Source organism: Marinomonas rhizomae (genome assembly GCF_024397855.1).
GTDB classification, from domain to species: domain Bacteria; phylum Pseudomonadota; class Gammaproteobacteria; order Pseudomonadales; family Marinomonadaceae; genus Marinomonas; species Marinomonas rhizomae_A.
Window position 1 is genome coordinate 57185 of record NZ_CP073343.1, and the last position, 21976, is coordinate 79160.

General features: G+C 45.6%; 21 protein-coding genes. 10 read left to right on the forward strand and 11 right to left on the reverse strand.

The annotated features are described in order from the left end of the window. From KDW99_RS00240 to KDW99_RS00260, 5 genes are all read right to left on the reverse strand, one after another. Positions 1-1020 carry an Ldh family oxidoreductase gene (locus tag KDW99_RS00240; protein WP_255827346.1) on the reverse strand — a complete coding sequence of 340 codons (1020 nt, stop codon included), beginning with the start codon at positions 1018-1020 and terminating at the stop codon, positions 1-3. Between the two features lie 35 nt (positions 1021-1055). Then, positions 1056-2303 (reverse strand): NAD(P)/FAD-dependent oxidoreductase, encoded by a 1248-nt coding sequence (locus tag KDW99_RS00245; RefSeq protein ID WP_255827347.1) that lies wholly within the window; start codon positions 2301-2303, stop codon positions 1056-1058. Continuing rightward, positions 2300-3250: a 4-hydroxyproline epimerase gene (locus KDW99_RS00250; RefSeq protein WP_304941372.1), complete on the reverse strand. Its 951-nt coding sequence runs from the start codon at positions 3248-3250 to the stop codon at positions 2300-2302. The genes KDW99_RS00245 and KDW99_RS00250 overlap by 4 nt, the downstream gene beginning before the upstream one ends. A 4-nt stretch (positions 3251-3254) precedes the next feature. Next, a complete protein-coding gene (locus KDW99_RS00255) occupies positions 3255-4229 on the reverse strand; it encodes a dihydrodipicolinate synthase family protein (RefSeq protein WP_255827348.1) in 975 nt (324 codons plus the stop codon). A gap of 172 nt (positions 4230-4401) precedes the next feature. After that, positions 4402-5913: a KAP family P-loop NTPase fold protein gene (locus tag KDW99_RS00260; protein WP_255827349.1), complete on the reverse strand. Its 1512-nt coding sequence runs from the start codon at positions 5911-5913 to the stop codon at positions 4402-4404. Between the two features lie 103 nt (positions 5914-6016). Between KDW99_RS00260 and KDW99_RS00265 the strand changes: the two genes are divergently transcribed. Beyond that, entirely contained in the window at positions 6017-6370 is a 354-nt protein-coding gene (locus tag KDW99_RS00265; RefSeq protein ID WP_255827350.1) for a hypothetical protein, read from the forward strand. 95 nt (positions 6371-6465) lie between these two features. On the opposite strand, the gene lpdA is transcribed toward KDW99_RS00265, so the two are convergent. After that, a complete protein-coding gene (gene lpdA, locus KDW99_RS00270; protein WP_255827351.1) occupies positions 6466-7872 on the reverse strand; it encodes a dihydrolipoyl dehydrogenase in 1407 nt (468 codons plus the stop codon). Positions 7873-8010: 138 nt separating this feature from the next. Here lpdA and KDW99_RS00275 point away from each other — a divergent pair, with 138 nt between their 5' ends. The 5 genes from KDW99_RS00275 (at position 8011) to KDW99_RS00295 (ending at position 12669) form a co-directional block, all read left to right on the forward strand. Further along, a complete protein-coding gene (locus tag KDW99_RS00275) occupies positions 8011-8574 on the forward strand; it encodes a TetR/AcrR family transcriptional regulator (RefSeq protein WP_255827352.1) in 564 nt (187 codons plus the stop codon). Between the two features lie 76 nt (positions 8575-8650). Beyond that, positions 8651-9592 carry a lauroyl-Kdo(2)-lipid IV(A) myristoyltransferase gene (lpxM, locus tag KDW99_RS00280; RefSeq protein WP_255827353.1) on the forward strand — a complete coding sequence of 314 codons (942 nt, stop codon included), beginning with the start codon at positions 8651-8653 and terminating at the stop codon, positions 9590-9592. 102 nt (positions 9593-9694) lie between these two features. Next, positions 9695-10639, forward strand: a complete 945-nt coding sequence (gene hemF / locus KDW99_RS00285; protein ID WP_255827354.1) for an oxygen-dependent coproporphyrinogen oxidase — start codon at positions 9695-9697, stop codon at positions 10637-10639. Between the two features lie 27 nt (positions 10640-10666). Next, positions 10667-11467, forward strand: a complete 801-nt coding sequence (gene aroE / locus KDW99_RS00290) for a shikimate dehydrogenase (protein WP_255827355.1) — start codon at positions 10667-10669, stop codon at positions 11465-11467. 41 nt (positions 11468-11508) lie between these two features. Further along, a complete protein-coding gene (locus KDW99_RS00295) occupies positions 11509-12669 on the forward strand; it encodes a GNAT family N-acetyltransferase (RefSeq protein WP_255827356.1) in 1161 nt (386 codons plus the stop codon). Positions 12670-12699: 30 nt separating this feature from the next. Here the strand turns inward: KDW99_RS00295 and KDW99_RS00300 are convergent, their stop codons facing one another. After that, positions 12700-13677 (reverse strand): helix-turn-helix transcriptional regulator, encoded by a 978-nt coding sequence (locus KDW99_RS00300; RefSeq protein ID WP_255827357.1) that lies wholly within the window; start codon positions 13675-13677, stop codon positions 12700-12702. 178 nt (positions 13678-13855) lie between these two features. Between KDW99_RS00300 and KDW99_RS00305 the strand changes: the two genes are divergently transcribed. After that, positions 13856-14515 (forward strand): glutathione S-transferase family protein, encoded by a 660-nt coding sequence (locus tag KDW99_RS00305; protein ID WP_255827358.1) that lies wholly within the window; start codon positions 13856-13858, stop codon positions 14513-14515. A gap of 42 nt (positions 14516-14557) precedes the next feature. On the opposite strand, the gene hmpA is transcribed toward KDW99_RS00305, so the two are convergent. Continuing rightward, the gene (gene hmpA / locus KDW99_RS00310) at positions 14558-15748 is read right to left on the reverse strand and encodes an NO-inducible flavohemoprotein (protein ID WP_255827359.1); all 1191 of its coding nucleotides are present in this window, start codon (positions 15746-15748) and stop codon (positions 14558-14560) included. A 206-nt stretch (positions 15749-15954) separates the two neighbouring features. Here hmpA and norR point away from each other — a divergent pair, with 206 nt between their 5' ends. Next, the gene (gene norR, locus KDW99_RS00315; protein ID WP_255827360.1) at positions 15955-17550 is read left to right on the forward strand and encodes a nitric oxide reductase transcriptional regulator NorR; all 1596 of its coding nucleotides are present in this window, start codon (positions 15955-15957) and stop codon (positions 17548-17550) included. A 140-nt stretch (positions 17551-17690) separates the two neighbouring features. Here the strand turns inward: norR and KDW99_RS00320 are convergent, their stop codons facing one another. Together KDW99_RS00320 and KDW99_RS00325 are read right to left on the reverse strand one after the other, a co-directional pair. Beyond that, positions 17691-18116 carry a group II truncated hemoglobin gene (locus tag KDW99_RS00320; RefSeq protein ID WP_255827361.1) on the reverse strand — a complete coding sequence of 142 codons (426 nt, stop codon included), beginning with the start codon at positions 18114-18116 and terminating at the stop codon, positions 17691-17693. After that, complete coding sequence (locus KDW99_RS00325) at positions 18117-18332, reverse strand: hypothetical protein (protein WP_255827362.1); 216 nt, start codon at positions 18330-18332, stop codon at positions 18117-18119. Between the two features lie 388 nt (positions 18333-18720). Here KDW99_RS00325 and KDW99_RS00330 point away from each other — a divergent pair, with 388 nt between their 5' ends. Together KDW99_RS00330 and aroE (KDW99_RS00335) are read left to right on the forward strand one after the other, a co-directional pair. Beyond that, positions 18721-20010 carry an MATE family efflux transporter gene (locus KDW99_RS00330; RefSeq protein WP_255829334.1) on the forward strand — a complete coding sequence of 430 codons (1290 nt, stop codon included), beginning with the start codon at positions 18721-18723 and terminating at the stop codon, positions 20008-20010. 113 nt (positions 20011-20123) lie between these two features. Further along, on the forward strand, positions 20124-20984 hold the full coding sequence (gene aroE / locus KDW99_RS00335) for a shikimate dehydrogenase (RefSeq protein WP_255827363.1): 861 nt from the start codon (positions 20124-20126) through the stop codon (positions 20982-20984). 26 nt (positions 20985-21010) lie between these two features. Here the strand turns inward: aroE (KDW99_RS00335) and KDW99_RS00340 are convergent, their stop codons facing one another. Further along, positions 21011-21787 (reverse strand): FCD domain-containing protein, encoded by a 777-nt coding sequence (locus KDW99_RS00340; protein ID WP_255827364.1) that lies wholly within the window; start codon positions 21785-21787, stop codon positions 21011-21013. Positions 21788-21976: the final 189 nt, after the last annotated feature.

Genomic DNA, 21976 nt, shown 5'->3' on the forward strand with positions numbered 1-21976 from the left:
TCATCCTTTCTTTAGCTTTAACAAGTCCTCGTAAAGCGCCCGTGGAATCTCCAGCTCGTTACGTTCTAGATTGAACATTTGAGCTGCTTGGCGTCGTTGTGATGGCAAACGAGCACCTTGGTCAATCACTTCGGCAAACAGTCGCTCTGCGCGGTCATTGTTTTCAACGGCACGGCCGGCACTGAGCATATTAGGGTCAAACGCAAGAATGATTTCACCGTGATACGGCGCTTCTGGCTTACCGCCTGCGACTTCCATACTTTCTTTGCTGGTTAGATCGTCGATCAGTGGCCCTGCCATTAATTCGATCATCAAGGATAATGCTGAGCCTTTGTACCCGCCGAAAGTCAGCATAGCGCCATTCATAGCAGCTTCTGCATCTGTCGTCGGATTGCCTTCACTGTCTATCGCCACGCCTTCTGGAAGCGGTTTGCCTGCGCGTCGGTACAGCTCAATTTCACCGCGAGCGAATTGGCTGGTGGCAAAATCAAAGGTAAATGGCGCTTTGCCATGTCGTGGCCAACTGAAAGCAAAAGGATTGGTGCCTAGCAAGCCCCGTTTGCCGCCAGCAGGGGCGACCCATGCATGGCTTGGTAACATGGCCATGCCTGCAAGGCCTGCCGCCGACAGTATTTCAACTTCTGGCCACAGCGCTGAAAAATGAAAGCAACGATTGATCGCCAGAGCGGCGACGCCATTCTTCTTCGCCTTTTCTATTAATAAAGGCATTGCCGCCTTCATCGCCAGCAGCGAAACGGCATCGTTAGCATCGGCGCGAACAACAGCGGGACTCACATCGCTAATAGTTGGCTCGGCGGTGCCACTGGCACGACCAGATCGAATGCTTTCAACACACATAAACAAGCGATACAAACCATGGGAATGGCAATCACCAAGCTGGTTGGTGTAAATAATGTCAGTAATAGCACTGGCGTGTTCTGCATTAAAGCCATTACTGGTGAGCACAGATTCGCTGAGTTCACGTACTTGGTTTAAGCTAAGAGTAATGTTGTCGCTCATGTTATCTCCCAAGATTCAATGAAATGCGTCTAAAATCACTTAAAACGCAGAACTGAATAGGCTTCAAGCGGAATACTTGAAGGCTGATGATGTATTAGCTCTGTGACCAATTCTGCAGTGCCTGCGGATTGCGTTAAGCCTAAATGACCATGTCCGAATGCATAAATCACCCGCTTAGATTGGCTGGAGTAACTGATGACTGGCAAGCTGTCTGGCATAGAGGGCCGAAAGCCCATCCATTGTTTGCCATTTTCAATATTCAGATCCGGTAAAAACTGAGCGGCTTTATTGAGCAAGATTTCGGAGCGCTTAAAGTTTGGCGCTAAAGACAAGCCACCTAATTCGACGGCGCCGCCAACCCGTATGCCACCGCCCGCCTTGGTGACCACAAAACCATGATTGCTAAAAGTTATGTGGGTTTTTAAATCAAATGCACCAGCAGGCAAGGTTGTGTTGTACCCTCGCTCGGTATCCAGTGGCAAACTGTCACCAATAGACTGGGCTAAAGCTTTTGACCAAGCGCCTGCTGCCAGTACGATTTGGCTGGCTTCATAATCTGCCGAATCGCATTTCAATCTGACAGAACCCCCTTTTAAATCAATAGCGTGAACCTCTGAAATGGCAATTTTACCACCTAGTTTTTCAAACTCATTGGCCAAATGATCTGTCCAAATTTTAGGGTCGACGACATTTTTCCATTCTGGTGTAAACGCGGCATGGGTAAATCTCGGATGAATGCCTGGCTGAATTTTGGCAATGGCCTCTGGATTGAGTAGTAATTCATAAACCACGCCGTGTTCTTGGCGAGTTTGCCAACCGGCAAGGCTGGCGTTGAACTCATCTTGGCCTTCGTATAGTTGTAACTGCCCTTCGCGACGAATCATGGCTTCGCCATTTACGGCCTCAATCTGACGTTCTAATGCGGCTTTTGAAAAATCCATTAAACTGGCTTGCGCTGCCAAAGCGGCTTGGTATTTGTCTTTCCAGCTGGCTCGCCAAAAACGCAGCATCCAAGGCAGTATTTTTAACGCGTAAGCCGGACGCAAAGACAATGGACCAAGTGGATCGATCAACCATTTTGGTGCTTTGCGCATAATGCCCGGTGTCGCAAGAGGAATTACATCGGCAAAGGCGAACGCCCCTGCATTACCAGACGACGTTTCAGCTGCAACGCCTTTACTATCTAACACAAGGACTTGTTTACCTTGCTGCTGCAGTTTTAGCGCTGTGCTTATGCCAATGATGCCTGCGCCAATGATGATGACATCGTGTTGGTCCTTCATAGGGACACGCCGTGGCGAAGTGGATCCGTCGTGTTTGTCATCATCTTGGCCTCTCTGGTGACGAAAGCTTGTCCAGTGATTGATGGCACGATAGCACCAGCAGGCGCGTTGGCGGATGAGGAAAACTGATAGCTCAATGTATAGCCGCTGCCGATGGTGCTTTCTTGATATATTTCTTCACCAGGAGCGAGGCGCTGATCCGCTGCTAAACTGGATAAGCGAGCAGAACTGCCTGTGCCACAAGGCGAGCGGTCATAAGCATCGTCTGGGCACAAGACGAAATTACGACTGTGCCCTTTGTCTGTTAGTGCAGGTCCATAGAAAACAATGTGATCGATAATGCCACCGTTTTCTCCTTCAATACCATTGGCATAAATGGTTTCTCGTACCTTGATACCAACGTCGGTCAATGTCCGAATGTTACTGGGTAATACGGGCGTTGGGCTGTCATCAACAATAAAAAACCAATTGCCACCGTAAGCAATATCACCGATAACCGTACCGACGCCTTCTACATCCAGAATAACGCCTTTTTTGAAGCGGTAACTGTCGATGTTTTGCACCGTAACAGTATTGCTGTCAGTCAAAGTGACTTCAACAATGCCCACAGGCGTTTCTATCTTATGGGTGCCAATGCCTATTTTGCCAATGTGCGCCAGTGTCGCCGCAAGACCAATGGTGCCGTGACCACACATACCAATGACAGCCGCCGCATCAAAGTAAATTACCCCTGTAACGCACTCAGGATTTGTTGGCTCGACCAATAATGCGCCAACCATGGCTTCTTGCCCGTAGGGTTCCACCACTAATGAGCGATAGAAGTCTTTATGTTCTGTCGCAAGGTGTTTGGCTCGTTCAGCTAAAGGCCCAGATCCAAGATCAGGGCCACCTTCTAATACGACGCGGGTTGGTTCGCCTTCCGTATGGCTATCGACAACAACTATCATTGTGTTACCTGCATTCTGTAATCACTCCACCTTGTTTAGACCAATCGGCAAACCACGCCTTGAACAAGGCATATTGCTGTTCGCAGTAATGGCGTTGGGCATCGTTCAATTCGTCCGTTTCATTGAAATGTAAGCGGTATTCCTCTTCCCCATTCAACACCAACAAATATTTGAAGAACAGCACTAATTCTGGCCCTTCATCAAAGCTGGCCAATACACTAAAGGCCTCTTCCAATTCTTTTGCACGGACTCGCGCTTCGGCATTGCCTGTGGCTGCTTTGCGCGACAAATTTGCCAGTAGCAATACTTCTTTTGGTAATGCTGTGCCTATGCCTGTGATCGCACCCACGGCGCCACAATTGACGAAACCATGGAATACCGCGGTATCGACGCCAACCATGAGTAACACACTGTCGTCTTTTGAGGTGATATTCTCCGCAGCATAACGAAGGTCGTCTTCCCCACCAAATTCTTTAAAACCAACCAAATTTGCGTGCTCTGCACGTAAGTTGAAAAACAAATCAGCGCGCGTTGCGAAACCATACACTGGGCTGTTGTAAATAATAGCTGGCACATCAGGAGCCGCTGCTAATATCGCCTTGAAATGATTTTTTTGCGCAGCAATCACGGAGCCGCGAGACAACACACGAGGAATCACCATCAAACCTGCCGCACCGACTTTTTGTGCGTGAGCCGCCAGCGCTACTGCGGACTTTGTATTAATCGCCCCCGTACCGACCACCACAGGCACACCAGCATCTACCAAGCGTTCTACGCCTTCCATGCGCTCGGCATCGGTCAACAAAGGCCAATCACCCATAGAGCCGCAATACACCACCGCCGACATGCCCGCCGCGATCATTTCCTTACCCTTCTTCACCAAGTTATCGAAATCTGGCGTACGGTCAGACTTACAAGGCGTCATCAACGCCGGCATGATGCCTTGGAAAACGCTCACGTCTAAAACTGCATTACTCATCATTCGATACCTTTTCAAAGAAATTGGAGGAATTTGCTGACCATTAGTAAAAATGGATTTTGTATCCAAAATATAACTAGAGCAAAAAGTAGTCAATAATATTTAGTGTTAATTTAGATGATTTAAGAGTAAGTGGATGATGAAGAGTAGAAGGAAGAGCTAAGCGACTAGTTTAGCCTTCTTCGAAGTGGGTGGAAGTTCTTCTGACTAGACCTATCATCTCATCAGGTGTGTATATGCTTTTAATTCCAGCATTTAAGTTGCTGCGAATGGCTGTAAATTGAGCATCGCAGTCAGATTCGTTCATAAATATGTTAAGTATAAGTGGATGCCTTTCTGTGTGAAGAGCTTTAAAAATTGGCCAGCCAGTTATTTGTTCCGCCACTATGCTGTTCTGTTGAAAGATATGGAAGTGACTTATAGTTTGCTCTAGAAAATCAGACATATTTTGATTTTTTGCTGCACTAGAAATATTTCGTGCATATCTAGGAGACGGTGCTTTATAGGAATAAAGGACTGCGCGGGAATCAGGGAGTTTATCTTTTTCACCATCATAGATTGTTCCGATATATAAGTTTTCCCCAAATATAGCTGCTAGTAGTAAATAGATACAAAACTGATATTGAAGAATTTTAGGGTCGATAAGTAGCCCTTCGGTAATAGCTATTAGATGTTTAACTTTTCTCAAGTTCAGGTTGTGTTTGTTGAGCTCACAGAAGATACAAAACGCATCCTGAAGTTGATCCGCTTGGTTGATCTGAGGGAAGCTTTTCAGGTAACTAAAGTCTAAATTTTCAAACGCTTTTTCGGCTTTTATGAACTCCAGTAAATCAGGTTCAGGCAAAACCATTCTTTGGTTAAAAAATCGGCTTAAATACTCTCGGGAATTAAATTTTTGTCCGTAAACAGCCTTGATTGAATGTTCGAGCTGTTCAGTATCGGTGGATAGCACAAAGATAACGTTTGGAATATCGAAGAGATGCTTCACCGTTTCTAGCATTTCGATGGCATAGGTTGGTCGGCAACGATCTAGTTCATCAATGAAAATGTAGGTTTTTTCTTTTGGTTCGTCTTTGCTGTTATTGACGATATTTAAGAGATTTTCTAGTTCTATCTTGAAGTTTTTTGAGAATTGTTTGTGGCGTTTGTGTTGGCCCATTACTTCTAGACCAAATTCCCCAAGTTTTGCATCAAGTTTTGGAGAGTTAATCCCTTTGATAGAATCGATGCCCTTTTCAACAACATCAATTAGCTCTTTGTTGGTTTCTTCTCCCCAAACCCAGTTAGCAAGAATGCCTTTTATTACTGCTGGAGCTACTGCTTTCGTTAATCCTATTAAGTGGCGGGCAATGCTCTTTTCAACTTCTGTAAAGTCATCTCCTGAGTCTTGTTCTTTCACTTGTTCCATTATTTCTGCGACAAGAATAGATAAGGGATCATTAAGATAATCCGACTCCCAAGCGTCAACCTTTATGGTGGTATAGCCTTGTTCTTGCAGCAGCTTTTGCCACTCTTCAACAAAGTAAGTTTTCCCTGTTCCCCACCCGCCATTAAGGTTGGCAACGAAAGCATGTTTTTCCGTATCACGGGTATTCAGGTAAGCGGTGAAACGTTCTGCAAGCTGCTTACGTTTTCCGTTAGAAGCGCAGTATTCAAAAGGCTGGGTCGTTTGCTCAGTGCTCATGAGAAGTCCTTTAATCAGTTACTTGAACAATAACAGATTACGAGAAGCACAAGTAACCTATAAGATAGGCAGTGTTAGTTTGGTTATATTGTAAGAGGTTTGTTTGTCCTATTTAGATCAGTTCATGCAGCAGTGGAAAACGTATTTACAACAGCAGCTTTCCCTATGTGGTATGAACTATATAGTCTCGGAGGCTGGTGATGCTACGGATATTAAGACGAATTCACTGGCGTATTTTACTTGGTTGAGAACGCATTCCATTGAGCTTGTTGGAATTGATGAAGCAAGGGATAACGTGGCGTGGGTTATGTTGGAAAAGCAGTTAAAAGCCTTTGCGGAAAAAGCCGAAAAAGGCACGTTCAATCTGGTTTCTAAACTGCATCTAGAAGAAAGCCAAATCCAGATTGTTCTGAATTTTAATTATGATGACGAGCAACATATCGTGTATGTCAGCTGACCTTTGTCGTTTATCGTTTCTTTTGCCTTCTATCACCTTAAACAAACCAAGAGGCGTTGGTTTGTTTAAGGTGAATATCAATCAAAATAAGACTATTACGCTCTTTTCGCTTTCTTGTTCGGCAAGTCTGTAATCGTCCCGGCGCCAAGTTCTGCTGCCAAGCCGACGGTTTCGTGTAGGCTTGGGTGGGCGTGGATGGTTAAGGCTATGTCTTCCAGTGTGGCACCTAGTTCGATGGCTAGGGTCAGTTCTCCGAGTAATTCCCCTGCATGAGAACCAACGATGCCAGCACCTAAGACACGGTCTGTTGTTTCGTCATAAATGAGTTTGGTTTTGCCTTGGGTGACACCGGAGGCAATGGCGCGTCCACTGGCACTCCATGGAAATACGGCGATTTTAACCGGAATATCCTGCTTTTTCGCTTCAGTTTCGGTTAAACCAACCCAAGCCACTTCTGGGAAAGTGTAGGCAATAGAAGGAATAGCAAGCGGTTGGAAATCGACCTTGTGACCTGCAATCACCTCGGCGGCGGTATGGCCTTGGTGCGAGGCTTTATGCGCCAGCATCGGGCCATGAGTGACATCGCCAATGGCGTAAATATTGGGTACAGATGTTTGGCACTTATCATCAGTCAATACAAAACCACGCTCGTCTAATTTGACGCCAATGTCTGCAATGCCTGCCGTTTTACCATTAGGCGAGCGGCCAACGGCAACCAGTACTGCATCGACAGCGAGCTGGCGTTCGCCATCTTTGTCCTTCAAGGTAACGTTTAACGCTTCTGGTGTGGCTTCTATATCGGTTACCTGGGTTTTGGTTAAAAAGCTCATGCGATTTTTGTTGGCTTGCTCGAACACACGCACTAGATCTTTGTCTGCGCCCGTCATGATTTGTTCGCCAAGTTCTGCGACGGTAATTTTCGCGCCAAGTGATTGGTAAACAGTGGCCATTTCCAAACCAATAATACCGCCACCAAGCACGAGCAAATGTTCTGGAATACGTTCAAGTTGCAGTGCGCTGGTGGAATCTAAAATCCGTGGATCGTCATAAGGCACAAAAGGCAGTTTTATTGCACTAGAACCAACGGCAATAATGGCATTGTTGAATGAAATCTTTTCTTCTTTCCCATCGTTTTTGGTAATTGTCATGGATTGCGAGGATTCAAACTTACCTTCACCATAAAAAACCGTGACTTTTCGCCCCTTAGCCATCAGTGCAAGGTTGCTGGTTAGAGTGTCTACGGTGGATTGTCTGTGGTGTCGAATCGCTTCAAGGTCGACAGTCGGTTTAGAAAACTGCACACCATGGGACGGTTCTTCGGCCATCAGTATTTTGCCTGCCACATGCAACAAGGCCTTGGATGGAATACAGCCAACGTTTAGGCAAACGCCACCCAAAGTCGCGTAGCGCTCTATCATGGCGACGTTTAAACCCAAATCTGCTGCTCGAAACGCCGCTGCATACCCGCCAGGACCACTGCCCAACACTACTAAATCGTACATTATATTCTTCTCCTCTGGCTGTTTGATGAGGTAGGAAAGTATTCTATCTATCACTAGATAGGTAGAATATAGCTTGAGTATTCAAGTAGGGTCAATAAAATACCTATCACTAGATAGATAAATACATGAGATAAGTAAATGACGACGGATAAAAACGACACCAAAACGAAAATTATGGACACGGCCGAAGGCTTTATAGTGCAAGGTGGCTATAACGCGTTTAGCTTCCGAGACATCGCTGAAGCGGTGGGGATCAAAAGTGCGAGTGTTCACTATCACTATCCGACCAAAGCTGACTTGGTCTCTGCCGTGATGGCTCGTTACACCGAATCGTTCTCTATACAATTACCCGACCCAACAGACGAAAGCTTAGATCCAAAAATTATGATCAATGGATTCATCGATGGTTTTAAAGCCAAGATAGTTGATCAGCGTGACATGAGCTTGTGTACTATGTTGACCTCGAATAAGGCCACTTTACCCGAAGCTGTTTGTATTGAGTTAGCCGCGTTCTATCAGCTGATCTTAGATTGGTTGACCCACGTATTTGTGCGTTTGGATAAGGTTGATAAAAACGCAGGATTTATGAAAGCGAGTCAATTACTGGCTAGTCTCCATGGCGCTTCGATTTTAGTGCAAGGCACAAATCAGCCCGATTTTTTTAATCATGCTTTGTCTGATTGGCGAATGGCTTACTCTTAACGCTGTAATGCTATATTAAATTACTGCTTCCTTGAGGTAAAATTGCTCTTTACGATTAATGAACGAAACGACATTCATGAGCTCACTAGATAAAAATATACATAACCCTCAGTTTAAATGGCGTTTCCTTGCGCCTCGATTTTGGGCAACTTGGTTGATGGTTCTACTGTCCATCTTGTTGGCTTATGTTCCTTTTCGTCTACGTGACAAATTAGCCGCGAAAATCGTTCCTTTGGTAATGAAGAAAAATAGCGGCGCTTTAAAGCGTGCGCGCCTAAACATTCAGCATTGTTTTCCAGAAAAGTCGCTAAAAGAGCGAGAAACGATGTTGCGCAAAAGCTTAGAAACCGGGGCGCAATTTTGCCTAGCTTATGGTGAACTGTTAGTTCGTAGTGAGAAGTACAAAAAAAGCCGCGATGAGGTGATTGGTGGAGAGAATTTGTTTCCGCTTGTTGAGAAAGGTGAAAATATTATTTCTTTGACGCCACATTGCTGGTCAATTGATTACACGGGCTCTATGCTTGCTTCTCGTGGTATTACCATTACGACTATCATGCGCCCACAGAAAAACCCATTATTTGATTGGCTAATGCATAAGCAGCGTATGCAATATGGCCGAGGGGTGGTTTACCCTCGTGATGCGAGCATCAAACCGTTCCTAAAATCGGTAAGGGAAGGATGCTTAGGGTATTATCTACCGGATGAAGATCATGGTCTTCAGCAATCGGTCTTTGTTCCCTTCTTTGGTACGGAAAAGGCAACGCTTAAAGGGTTGGGTAAATTAACCAAACTAACGAAAGCCAAAATTATTCCAATGTTTCAGGCTTATAATGCCAAATCTGGTAAATATGAATTGCACGTGTTTCCGGCGCTTGAAAACTTCCCTACTGGAGATGAAACACAAGACGCCATTGTCATGAATAAAGCATTAGAAGAAATGATAGAGTCTCATCCTGAACAATATATGTGGATTTTGAATTTGCTTCGAACTCGGCCTGATGGTACTCGTCTTTATTAGAGAGATGCTCACGAAAACTGTCTATTAAGTGATAAACTACGGCCTAAATGATTAGGCCGTTTTTATTTACTCTACAACCGACACCACAAGATGGAGCATTTCATGTCAGCAAGTTCAACCGCTACGGTAACGAACCTTGATGTCCAAGCTGTAAAAGACTATCTCCTGTCTCTTCAAGATCATATTTGCGCGACGTTAGAAAGTGTTGAGCCGTCTATGCGTTTCAAAGAAGATGCTTGGGATCGACCGAATGGCGGTGGCGGACGCACTCGTGTTATCGCGGGTGGCGATGTGATTGAAAAAGGTGGCGTGAACTTCTCTCACGTCATGGGGGATAATTTACCGCCCTCGGCGACAGTGGATCGTCCAGAATTGGCTGGCGGACGATTTGAAGCCATGGGTGTGTCTTTGGTGATTCATCCGAACAATCCAATGGCCCCAACATCCCATGCGAATGTGCGTTTATTCATCGTTTATAAAGATGGCATGGCGCCAGTCTGGTGGTTCGGCGGCGGTTTTGATTTGACACCGTATTATGGTTTTGATGAAGACTGTATCCATTGGCACCAAGCTTCTTATGACGCTGTCGAACCCTTTGGTGAAGGCTATTATTCGCGCTTTAAAACATGGTGCGATGAATACTTTTATTTAAAACATCGTGGCGAACCGCGAGGTGTCGGCGGTTTATTTTATGATGACTTTAACGAAGGCAGCTTTGAGCATTGTTTCGGCATGATGCAATCGGTAGGTAATACCTTTACTAAAGCCTATTTGCCGATACTCGAGCGCCGTAAAGATTTGCCATTCACTGAACAGCAACGCGACTTCCAATTGCATCGTCGCGGACGTTATGTTGAATTTAACTTGGTATTTGACCGTGGTACGCATTTTGGTCTGCAAAGTGGTTTGGGCCGTACAGAATCGATTCTGATGTCATTGCCGCCAGAAGTGCGTTGGACCTATGAATATCAAATCGAGCCAAACAGTGAAGAAGCGAAATTAACCGACTATTACTTAACCTCAAAAAATTGGCTTGTCGCTCGCTAATTTAAAGCATAAATAAGAGGATACATTTTGGATCAATACGCTGTTGTTGGAAATCCGATTGCTCACAGTAAATCGCCGAGCATTCATGCTCACTTTGCTGAACTAACAAAACAAGAATTGGCCTATTCGACCTTGCTTGGTGATGAAGCAGAGTTTGAAAACCAAGTCAGAGATTTTTTTGAAAAAGACGGCAAAGGCTTGAATGTTACGGTGCCTTTTAAAGAACGCGCTTATGCAATGTGCGACATCTTAAGCCAGCGCGCAAAACAAGCGGGTGCCGTAAATACCTTGCTAATGGCTAAGAATGGTGACCTTTTCGGCGATAATACCGACGGAATCGGTATGGTTCGTGACATTGTTACAAACCACGGACAGAGCTTAACTGACAAACGTATTCTTATTTTGGGGGCAGGCGGTGCTGTGCGTGGCGTGCTTGAACCTGTTTTGTCTGAAAACCCAGAATCTGTCACCATTGCCAACCGCACTCTTGAGAAAGCACAATCCTTGGCGGATCAATTTGATTGTCTGGCGTCGTCTTTTGAGGCGCTCGAAGGCCATTTTGATATTATTATCAATGGCACATCAGCGAGTTTATCTGGCAGTTTGCCACCCTTAAAAGGTGAGCTAATAAACTCTGAAACATGGTGCTACGACATGATGTATGGCAAAGGGCGCACCATCTTTCTACAGTGGGCCCATGAGCATGGTGCCGATGGCGCTGATGGTCTTGGTATGCTCGTAGGCCAAGCAGCAGAAGCCTTTTATCTGTGGCGACAAATTCGCCCTGAAACGGCCAGTTTAGTTGAGGTAATGCGCCAGCAGATGTAAATCTAAAGGTATTGGCAATCAGCGATAGAAAGGAAAGTAGTATGAAAGCGCAATGGTTCAGTTCGGTCGATCAAATAGGCGAAGCCAAATGGCAAGAGGCTATTGGAGAAACGCGATACCCGTTTGCGCAATTTGCTTTTCATCAAGCGTTAGAACAGAGCAAAAGTATTGGCGACGGAACCGGTTGGTACCCTGAATACTTGCTCGTAATGAACGATGATGACAGCCCACTTGCCATTGCTCCAACTTATTTGAAAACCCACTCCCAAGGTGAATTTGTCTTCGATTGGTCTTGGGCAGATGCCTACCAACGTTACGGCATGCGTTACTTTCCTAAGCGTATCTGGGCGATTCCTTTCTCTCCAGTAACGGGCTTACGTATCTTCTCTCACCTTGATCCAAAAGGTGATGATGACGAGTTTTCTCATCTGTACCCAGCGCTGGCTGAATTAATGACTCAAGCCAACCAAGAGCGCGCTTTTTCAAGCTGGCACCTGTTATTTACCAAGCCAGAACACGCAGCGTTATTCGCACCAAACAAAGACTTACTGCATCGGGTCTCCTGTCAGTTTCATTGGTTTAATCGTGACTATAAAGACATGGACGATTACTTATCTCACTTTTCTAGTCGCAAACGCAAAACCGCACGTAAGGAACGAGAAAAAGTCGCTAAAGAAGGCATTAAACTGACTCGCACCATCGGTAAAGACTTAACTACAGCGGACATCGATTTCTTTTATCTGTGTTATCAATCCACTTACGCTAAACGTGGACAACAAGGTTATTTGACGCGAGAGTTTTTCGGCCAATTAGCTAAGAATATGGGCGATCAAATCCTCTTGGTGCAAGCTTTCAGGGGTGATGAAGCCATCGCGGCGTCTTGGTGTTTCTTTGACGATCATTCTTTGTATGGCCGCTATTGGGGCTGTATGGAAGAAGTCGATTGCTTGCACTTTGAGGCCTGCTATTACCAAGGCATCGAGTTTTGCCTAGAAAAAGGGTTACAGCATTTTGATCCAGGTACTCAAGGGGAACACAAAATCGCCCGAGGCTTCGAACCTGTCTTCAGCCACAGCGTCCACTACATCGCCCATGAGGGTTTCCGCGAAGCCATTGGCAACTTCTGTGAAGAAGAAGCGCAAGCCGTGCGTGAGTACCATCAAGATACCCATACGCTGTTGCCGTTTAAGCAGGAAAGCTGATTACTGCCAATGGCTCGGGAGGAAATTTGCTTAATTTGGAGAATCATTTCTCTGATACAGCACTGCCAAGGACGACACCAGACCTTCCATTGCTATGCGTAGTTCTGGTGGGCCAATGACTTCTAGTTCGGCACCAAAGCGCAAGAGTTCCGCGCAGCCGTGTACCGATTCTCCCACTGGAAATTTGGCTCGGTGCCAGCCTGAATCATCCATTGGCTCAATCGTCGCTTGTCTCACCACATAAGAAGAACTCACGTATTCCATGATCTTAACACCCAACGCGGTTAAACGTACTTCGGCGATAATTGGAAATTGAAGCGCTTCCATACGGCGTAAACTATCCTGCCAAAACGCGGCTAAATTGAAGTCTTTAGGCCGCTCGAATGTCTCATCCAGTAAGGTCAGTGATTCAATACGAGATACGCGATACGTTCGAACGTCTGTATCGACCTTCGCCATCAAATACCACTGTCCACCTTTTAAAACGATGCCTAGAGGTTGGGTCTGACGTTGTATTTCGCCTTTCCAACTCTGATAGCGCATGGTAATAAGCTGTTGCTCCAATACGGCAGTCATCAATGTTGGCAAGTAGGTGACTTGTTCATCGTCAGAAAACCAATTTGGCGCATCCAGCAAAAATCGGCTCTGTAAGCGGTCAGATTCGTAGCGCATGTTTTCCGGCAGGGCGGCTTTTAATTTCAATTGCGCGTCAGCAAGAGTTGCTTGCAGCCCCATTTTTTGAGCTGGACCGGACAACCCCGTCAGAAACAGTGTTTCGGCTTCCTTCGCGGAAAGTCCATTCAGTCGGGTCCGATAACCATGTAACAGCCGGTAGCCGCCTTGCACTCCTTGTTCGCTGTAGACGGGGACGCCAATGGCGCTAAGTGCTTCGATATCCCGATAAACCGTGCGGATCGACGTTTCACAGGCGTCAGCCAATGTACGAGCAGTCACCCTTTCATGGGTCTGTAACATCATCAGAAGTTTCAGTATTCGACTGGCCCGCATGGGGTTCTCCTTTGGTTGTACTAAGTAGTCGAGCTATGCATTTTGCTAAGTGATAACACCACGCGAGTTTTATTTTGCCAGTATAAAAGAAATACCTGACATCAGATGGCAGGTTTAATCGCTAATATTGCCCATGTAGTAAGCATTATTTCCCCAACACATTTTTGAGGCAACTGACATGAGTAATATCCACGACAACACAGCTCGAAACAATGGCACCATCACCTTGTATCATGCTCCACAAACCAGAGGCACTGGCGTTTTGGTTTTGCTAGAAGAATTAGGTGTGCCCTATGAGATGAAAGTGCTGAATTTTAAAGCAGGAGAAAACCAGCAGCCGGAATTTTTGGCTATTAATCCTTTGGGTAAATTCCCAACCCTTGTTCACAATGGCACTGTAGTCACCGAACAAGTCGCTTGTTATCTATATTTGGCTGATCTTTTCCCTGAAAAAGGTTTGGCACCTGCTTTAAATGACCCAAAACGTGGTGCTTATTTGCGCTGGATGGCCTACCAAGGCAGCAGCTTTGAACCCGCTTTGATCGACAAAGCCTTTAATCGATCTCCTGTTGAAGCGTCTCAATTAGCTTATGGTAGTTTTGATAAAATGCTGAAAACACTGTTCGACCAAATAGCCAAAGGTCCTTATTTATTAGGAGAACAACTTTATGCGGTAGATATTCTGTGGGGTATCAGTTTGAAATGGTGTCGTATGTTTGGACTAATCACCACCAACCCTGTGGTGGATGCTTATATTGAACGCGTCATCTCACGTCCAGCGTTTATTAAAGCTGAACAACAAGACCAAGCACTGCTGCTTGCCCAGGAAAGTGAGTAACCCCCTCCCAACCTCCCCCTTAGCAGGGAGAGGAGTTAAAGATCACACCTCTTGATGCGGGCCGAACAATTCGTAATGAATGCGGTCTGCTTCTACCCCAAGGGTCAACAATTGCTGTTTAACAAACATCATAAAGCCTACTGGCCCGCATAAGTAAAACTCGCCATTTGTCAGCGGTAAGCTGTCTTTGATGACATCGAGTTGCATCATGCCGTTTATCACGCCTACCTCTTCGCTGTCGGTTTGCTCGTACCAAGTGTGAACAGACAAGTTTAGTTGCTCTTTAAGGCTGTCTACGTGCTCTTTGAAGGAGTGTTGGCCTTGGTGAACACAAGCGTGTAAATAGCTTACTGGGTGGCTGTATTGCTGCTTTGCGAGCGTGTTTAGCATGGCTTGCATTGGTGTTAAGCCGACACCACCAGAAATCAATACCACTGGTGTTTGCTTGTCTTGGAAAACGAAGTCTCCAGCGGGTGGCATAGCTTCAATTTCGTCGCCTACGTTTAAGTGATCGTGTAGATAGCTCGACATCACGCCAGCTATGTCACCGTTTCCTTCGCGTTTGACGCTGATGCGATAGCTTTTGCCATTTGGTGTTGTGGATAGAGAGTATTGACGTATCTCATCGAACTCATTGCCTTTTGGATGTAACTTAACGCCCAAGTATTGGCCGGGCTGATAATCGATTACGGCCCCGCCATCGACTGGCTCAAACACGAAACTAGTCACTAAATCAGATTCTGGTGTTTTAGATGCCACGCGGAAACGACGGAAGTCTTTCCAGCCGCCTTGTTGCGCCGCGCGTTCAGCATAAAGGTCGCCTTCTACCTTGATAAAAATACCCGCTAGTTGTGTGTAAGCTGCTGCCCAAGCTTCTTCTACGTCTTTGGTGAACGCTTCTGGTGCCAGTTCACGCAAGGTTTCAATCAGGTGATGACCAACGATGTCGTATTGATTTGGTTGGATGTTAAAACTGGTGTGCTTATGAGCGATACGCATCACGGCGCTGGTTAGCACTTCTAGATTATCGATGTGTGTAGCGTACGCCGCGATGGCATTGAACAAAGCCGCCGGTTGGCCACCGGTTCTTTGATGCGTCATGTTGAACACATCTTTTAGTTCTGGGTTATGAGAAAACATGCGTTGATAAAAATGCTCTGTAATCGCTGTGCCTGCAGAAGCAAGAAGCGGGATAGTGGCTTTTACTGTGTCTATGTGTTGTTGAGATAACATTTTTGTATCCTTTTAAGTGGATGATTAAAGTCTTGTTATCTTTTCTATAGCGAAGCCCGTGCCAACTAAAAAATAGTTATTTAAATCAGTTGTTTAGATTTTTAACATTAATATAAGAGTCAATAAGACTCGCAAATTAAAAAGTCCATATGATATGTTTGAGTCAAATTGACACGAACCGTAATTCACCTTATGAGTCGACCACCATGAATCAGGTTTCAAATAACGCCTTACTGAGTTTTGCCCTTGATCTTGCTAGTGCGGTGACACAGCCCAATCGTTTTGAACAATTGGTTTACGCGGTGCGGGCTACGATTAACTGCGATGCTGTTGTTTTGTTGTCTCATAGCCATGGTGTGTTGACGCCGCTTGCCCAGCGAGGGTTGTCGGATGACATGATGGGACGCCGATTTATTATTGATGAACATCCTCGTTTAAAAGCCATTAGTAGCGACCATTATCCGGTACGTTTTCCTGCTGACTCGCCTCTCCCCGATCCTTACGATGGCATGGTGTTAGGTCATGATGAGAATTTACCTGTGCACTCTTGCATGGGCGTTCCGCTGTATTTGGAAGGGAAGTTAATCGGCGTTGTCACCTTAGACAGTATCCAGCCGGGCGTTTTTGATGATATTGACGCACGTGCGTTAGAAATCATCGGCACCATGGCGGCGATGACGTTAAATACCGCCATCTTGATGGAACAATTAGAAAACCAGTCGCAACATGCTCAGAACGTATTAAAAGTAATGGGTGAACAAAGCCATGAAATGATTGGACAAAGTAAGGCCATGCAAGACCTCAAACAGTCTATTAACTTGGTCGCAGCATCGGACTTTTCCATCTTGATCGAAGGCGAAACGGGCGTTGGCAAAGAGCTTGTCGCACGAGCCCTGCATGAGCATTCTTCCCGTTCCGACGCGCCCATGGTGTATGTAAATTGCGCTGCGATACCGCACCATCTTATTGAAAGTGAGTTGTTTGGGCATGTGAAAGGCGCCTTTACTGGCGCGGATCGAGATCGCGACGGTAAGTTTTTATTGGCCGATGGTGGAACCTTGTTGCTCGATGAAATTGGTGAACTGCCGCTAGAAGTACAGGGTACTTTGCTTCGTGTTATCCAAAACCAAGAAATCCAAGCGGTTGGCAAAGATCAAATCCGCAAAGTAAACGTACGTATCATTGCTGCAACCAACCGACATTTAGAGACTGAAGTGGCAGAGCATCGTTTTCGTGCTGATTTGTTTCATCGTCTTAGTGTGTTTCCTATTCAAGTTCCTGCGCTGCGTGATAGACAAGGCGACATTGCTTTATTGGCCGGCTTCTTTGCAGAGCGATTCCGCCGTAAATTGGGTCTGCAACAACTCACCTTGTCTGCGTCGGCAATCGATTTATTAGACGCTTATCACTGGCCCGGAAATGTGCGCGAACTGGAACATGTTATTTCTCGTGCTGCGCTATTTTCTAAAGCAGAGAGCTCAAAGTCAGAAAGCGCAAAAGCCGATAATCCAACGGGTATTACCGTTATCACTTCGGCTCATTTAACAGGGTTACAAATTGATAATAGTGCTAAAGAAAAGATACAGAAAAATGAACTGGAACCGCCGCGCTTAGAAAAACACAAACCAATCGATTTGCGTTTAGAAACAGAAACTTATCAACGAAATCTAATCCGTAAAGCGCTAGAAGAAAATCAAGGAAATTGGACCAAAGCCGGTCAGCAGCTATCTATGGACCGCGCCAACCTAGCGCGCTTAGCAAAACGCTTAGGGATTGTCGTTGCTAAGGAAATAAGGAGTTAAAACCCCCTCCCAGCCTCCCCTTTAGCAGGGGGAGGAGCTAAGACTATGTATTATCCCTTCCTCTCTTAGCAGCTGTAGCTAATGCATTGTGTTCCCTCCCCTTATCTTCAAGGGGAGGGCTAGGGAGGGGTTGCAAGCTCTTAGCTGTGTCTAGCCGCACTCACCTGACGAATGCGTTCCGCGGGAAACTCAAGTTTGGGCAATAAATACGCTTTCAAATCTTCTGGATAACCCAATTCATCGAGAGCGGCTGCCATGCAGTTTAACCACATGGCTTTTTCTTTTTCGGTGACGATTAAGTGTGCATGGGCTTGAGGTAAGCTGATTGGGCCATATTTTTTCGAGAATAACTTCTCTCCGCCCATCCAACCGGATAAAAAAGACACCAATTTATCGATGGTCAGCTCAATATTGCTAGGATGCATATCAAAAAGCGGACGAAACTCTGGCGTGCTCTCCATGATGCGATAGAAGGTTTCAACCAAATTTTGCAGTCCCGTTAAGCCGCCCACGGCTTGTAAGGTAGCATCGCCTTCACCATACGTTGGAGGGTTAGAGTTTGTCATTTATTCGGCGTCTTTCTTATTATTGTTTGGCTGGTTTTGTTCTTTTTTGGCGGCTTTTTCTTGGTCCATTTTTATCGAATTTCGATAACCGCCTAATGCTGCCAACGCACCAATGATGAAGCTCATATAAAGCGGAATTTGAAACAGCATAGTGATACTGATGAAGACGCACCCGACAGCTAAACCTTCGATAAATGGCTTGAGTTTCTTGGGCATAAAAGTTCTCCGAGAGATAAAAAATAAACGCGAGTCTAGCAAATTTCCGTGACGATGTGAGCATGATTGTGGAAAAAAGCATCACTTATCCAATATTAGAAAGATTGAATTTTATCGAATGTATGAGGTTTCTTTTTGTGGGTAAGTAGGTGCTAAACGAGAACCATACCTGATAATCGCGCTTTTTTGACCAATTATTGCACAAAGTCACGAAGAACTGCCCTGAATTGTGAATAACTGCTATTATTTTCCACAGATCAGCGCCTTGCTGTTTTTCTATTCTGATTGATTTTTATCCACAAGAGAGACCCGTGTGTCAAAGTTATCCCCCAGTTCTATTTTTTGCTCGTATCGTGCAAATGCTGTATTGAATAAAAAAATTTGGCGCATGGCGTGGCCACCAATGGTGTCGAACATTACCACTCCTCTACTGGGCTTGGTGGATACGGCGGTGGTTGGGCATTTAGGCACGGCAACACACCTTGCCGCTGTGGCGATTGGTGCGAGCATTTTTAGCTTTCTATTTTGGGCATTTGGCTTCTTGCGCATGGGCTCAACCGGATTGACTGCACAAGCTCTGGGACAAGGCGACGAACGACGCGTTCGTGAATTGCTTTTGCAATCGATTTTGATGGGCGTTTTTATCGGGCTCATGCTGATTCTATTCCGAGGGCCCTTGATCGATTTGGCGATTACCTTGATGGAGCCCAGCGAGGAAGTCGAACCTTGGGCACGGTTGTATTGTGAAGCGCGGATTTTCAGTGCGCCGGCTGTGTTAGCGGGTTATGCCTTAATGGGTTGGTTCTTTGGCGTGCAGTATTCCAAAGGGCCGCTGTGGATGTTGTTAGTGATCAATGTCGCTAACATGATTCTCGATTATGTCGCCGTTTATGGCTTGGGCATGGCGAGTGACGGCGTGGCGTGGGCAACTGTGTTTGCGCATTATATTGGCGTAACGGTCGCTGGCGTATTGGCTTGGCATAAGTTAAAAGGCTTTTCCGGTCATGTGCCGTTAAGCGTTTTAGCAAAATGGCGCGAATACATGGCGTTAGTGAAAGTGAATCGATATTTGTTTGTGCGGACCATTCTCTTGTTATTAGTGATGTTATTTTTTACCGCACAAGGCGCGCGCCAAGGGGATTCTATTCTTGCCGCCAACGCGGTTTTGCTGACATTTTTGATGATTATCTCTAACGCCTTGGATGGCTTTGCTTTCTCGGTGGAAGCCTTGTGTGGCGAATATTATGGCCGCAAAGACAAAACGAATTTTAAGAAGGTTATTCAGCTCTCTACCTATTGGGCGCTGTTCGCCGCTTGTATTTTGATGCTGATATTTTGGCTTTTTGGTAATCAAATCATCGCCTTACTAACCAACGTACAAACCGTGCGAGACGACGCGGCTCTGTACCTACCTTGGTTGATATTTTTCCCTCTGTTGGGTATTTGGTCCTTTATGTTGGATGGCATTTTCATTGGCACAACCAGCGTAAAGCAAATGCAAAACACCATGATCATTTGTGTCGTCGGCGTGTTTTTCCCTGTGTGGTTTATCAGCCAAGATCTTGGTAATCATGGCTTATGGCTCAGCCAAGCCATGTTGTTTATCGCCAGGGCCATCACTTTGTATTGGTGTTATCTGCAGAATATGAAGAAAGGGGTTTGGTTCGCTAATCCTTAAAACTCATTACTTCGTACGCCTCTGTTAACAATTGAAATTTTTATGGCGACTGGGTTTGCTACCATGCGGTGAAGTGTTCTTTTTACAGCCACCAAACATGGAGAAAATTCAGTATGTCGAAGAATTTCTTAAGTGAGTTAACCGGTTCTTTTGCCACGCCAGCATTAGAAAACCCCACAGGCGTGATGATGGAAGCCGCGTATCGAAATTTGGGTTTGGATTGGCGTTATATCAATTGTGAAATTCAGCCCGAGGACCTTAAAAACGCCGTATTAGGTGCGAAAGCCATGAATTGGTGCGGTTTTAATTGTTCTATTCCTCATAAAGTGTCCGTTATTGATTACCTTGATGAGTTAGGCGAGTCAGCTCGTATCATTGGTGCGGTGAATACTGTGGTGAACCGTGATGGCAAGCTAGTTGGTGAAAATACTGATGGCCGTGGTTTTGTAGAATCTGTGAAATCTAGCTTAGAGCTGACCAACAAACGTGTGGTTTTGTTCGGTGCTGGTGGTGCGGCACGAGCCGTGGCGGTGGAACTGGCCCTAGCTGGCGTAGCACACATAACTATTGTGAATCGCAACCAAGAGCGCGGCGAAGAGCTTGCCCAACTGGTTACCGATAACACGTCGGCTGGCGCGGAATATCATGCTTGGACAAAGCAATATCAGATTCCTGCCGAGACGGATTTGGTGATCAATGTGACTTCTATTGGTTTGTTCCCGAATGTGGACGAAGAGCTTGATATAGATACAGACTCAATTAAAGCAAATATGGTAGTTGCAGATGGAATTTTCAATCCACCGCAAACACGATTGATCCAAACTGCTGAATCCAAGGGCTGTACGACAGTAAATGGCTTGGGCATGCTCGTTCAGCAAGGCGCAATTGCTTTTGAATATTGGACGGGAAAAGCCCCTTCAATTGACGTTATGAAAGCCGCATTGAGCGATGCTTTGGACATTGCAGAAACATAATACTCACTGGAATCCCCAAAGGTTGTTTACAGCGGATTCTGGTGCTCGTTTCTGCGTAGCGAGCGCTGGATCCGCGTTTCTTCTTGGCGCATTTTCAGTAAGTTATCTTCCACGAAAACCAAATGCGTATGCGCCGCCGTGCGAGCTTCTTCGGCGTCGCCAGCCATGATGGCTTGATAAAGGTTGGTGTGTTGTTCCATTACGCGCTGACGAGCGGCTTGCTTCTCAAATAGATTCCTAAGGTTACTCGAAATACTTTTCGCCAACATGGCATGCAGGCTGCGAAGTGTGTGCAGCAACACCACATTGTGCGCAGCTTCCGCAATGATCATGTGAAATTCCACGTCTAACTTGGCTTCCAAGGCGAAAGCTTTGTTTTGGTTGGCTTCTATCAGCTGATTAAAACAGTGTGTCAGCTTGGTTTTGTCTGCATCGGTACTGCGCAACGCCGCGTAATAAGCTGCAAGACTTTCTAGCGCATCGCGAAATTCCAATTGGTCGTATAAAAACTCATCGTGGGAACTGATCAAATCTTGCAACGGATCTGCAAAGGAAGTTCCTAGCTGCTCGGAAACGTACGTTCCGCCGCCATGACGACTGAATAACACGCCGCGAGCGATCAGCTTTTGAATGGCTTCCCGCAACGAGGGTCGAGACACTTCAAAGCGTGCGGCTAATTCCCTTTCTGGTGGCAGTTTTTGTCCAGCGGTAAAGCTGCCTTCTAAAATCATGCTTTCGAGTTCTTTCATGATGATATCGGAGATTTTAGGCTGCTTAACGCGACCAAACTGATTGGATTCCATAGCTTTTCCTAAAAATGTCTTCTTTAACGGTGGTTTTCTTAATTGCTGTGCATAAGTTAAAAAGTGGTAAAACCAATTAATCTTGCTGCTAAAATTCACGAAATATCTACTAAACTATCAGTTGACAAAGTTTATCTGACTTCTTACTGTGCCTTATATTTAAAAGGTAAATTGGTATTACCAATTTGT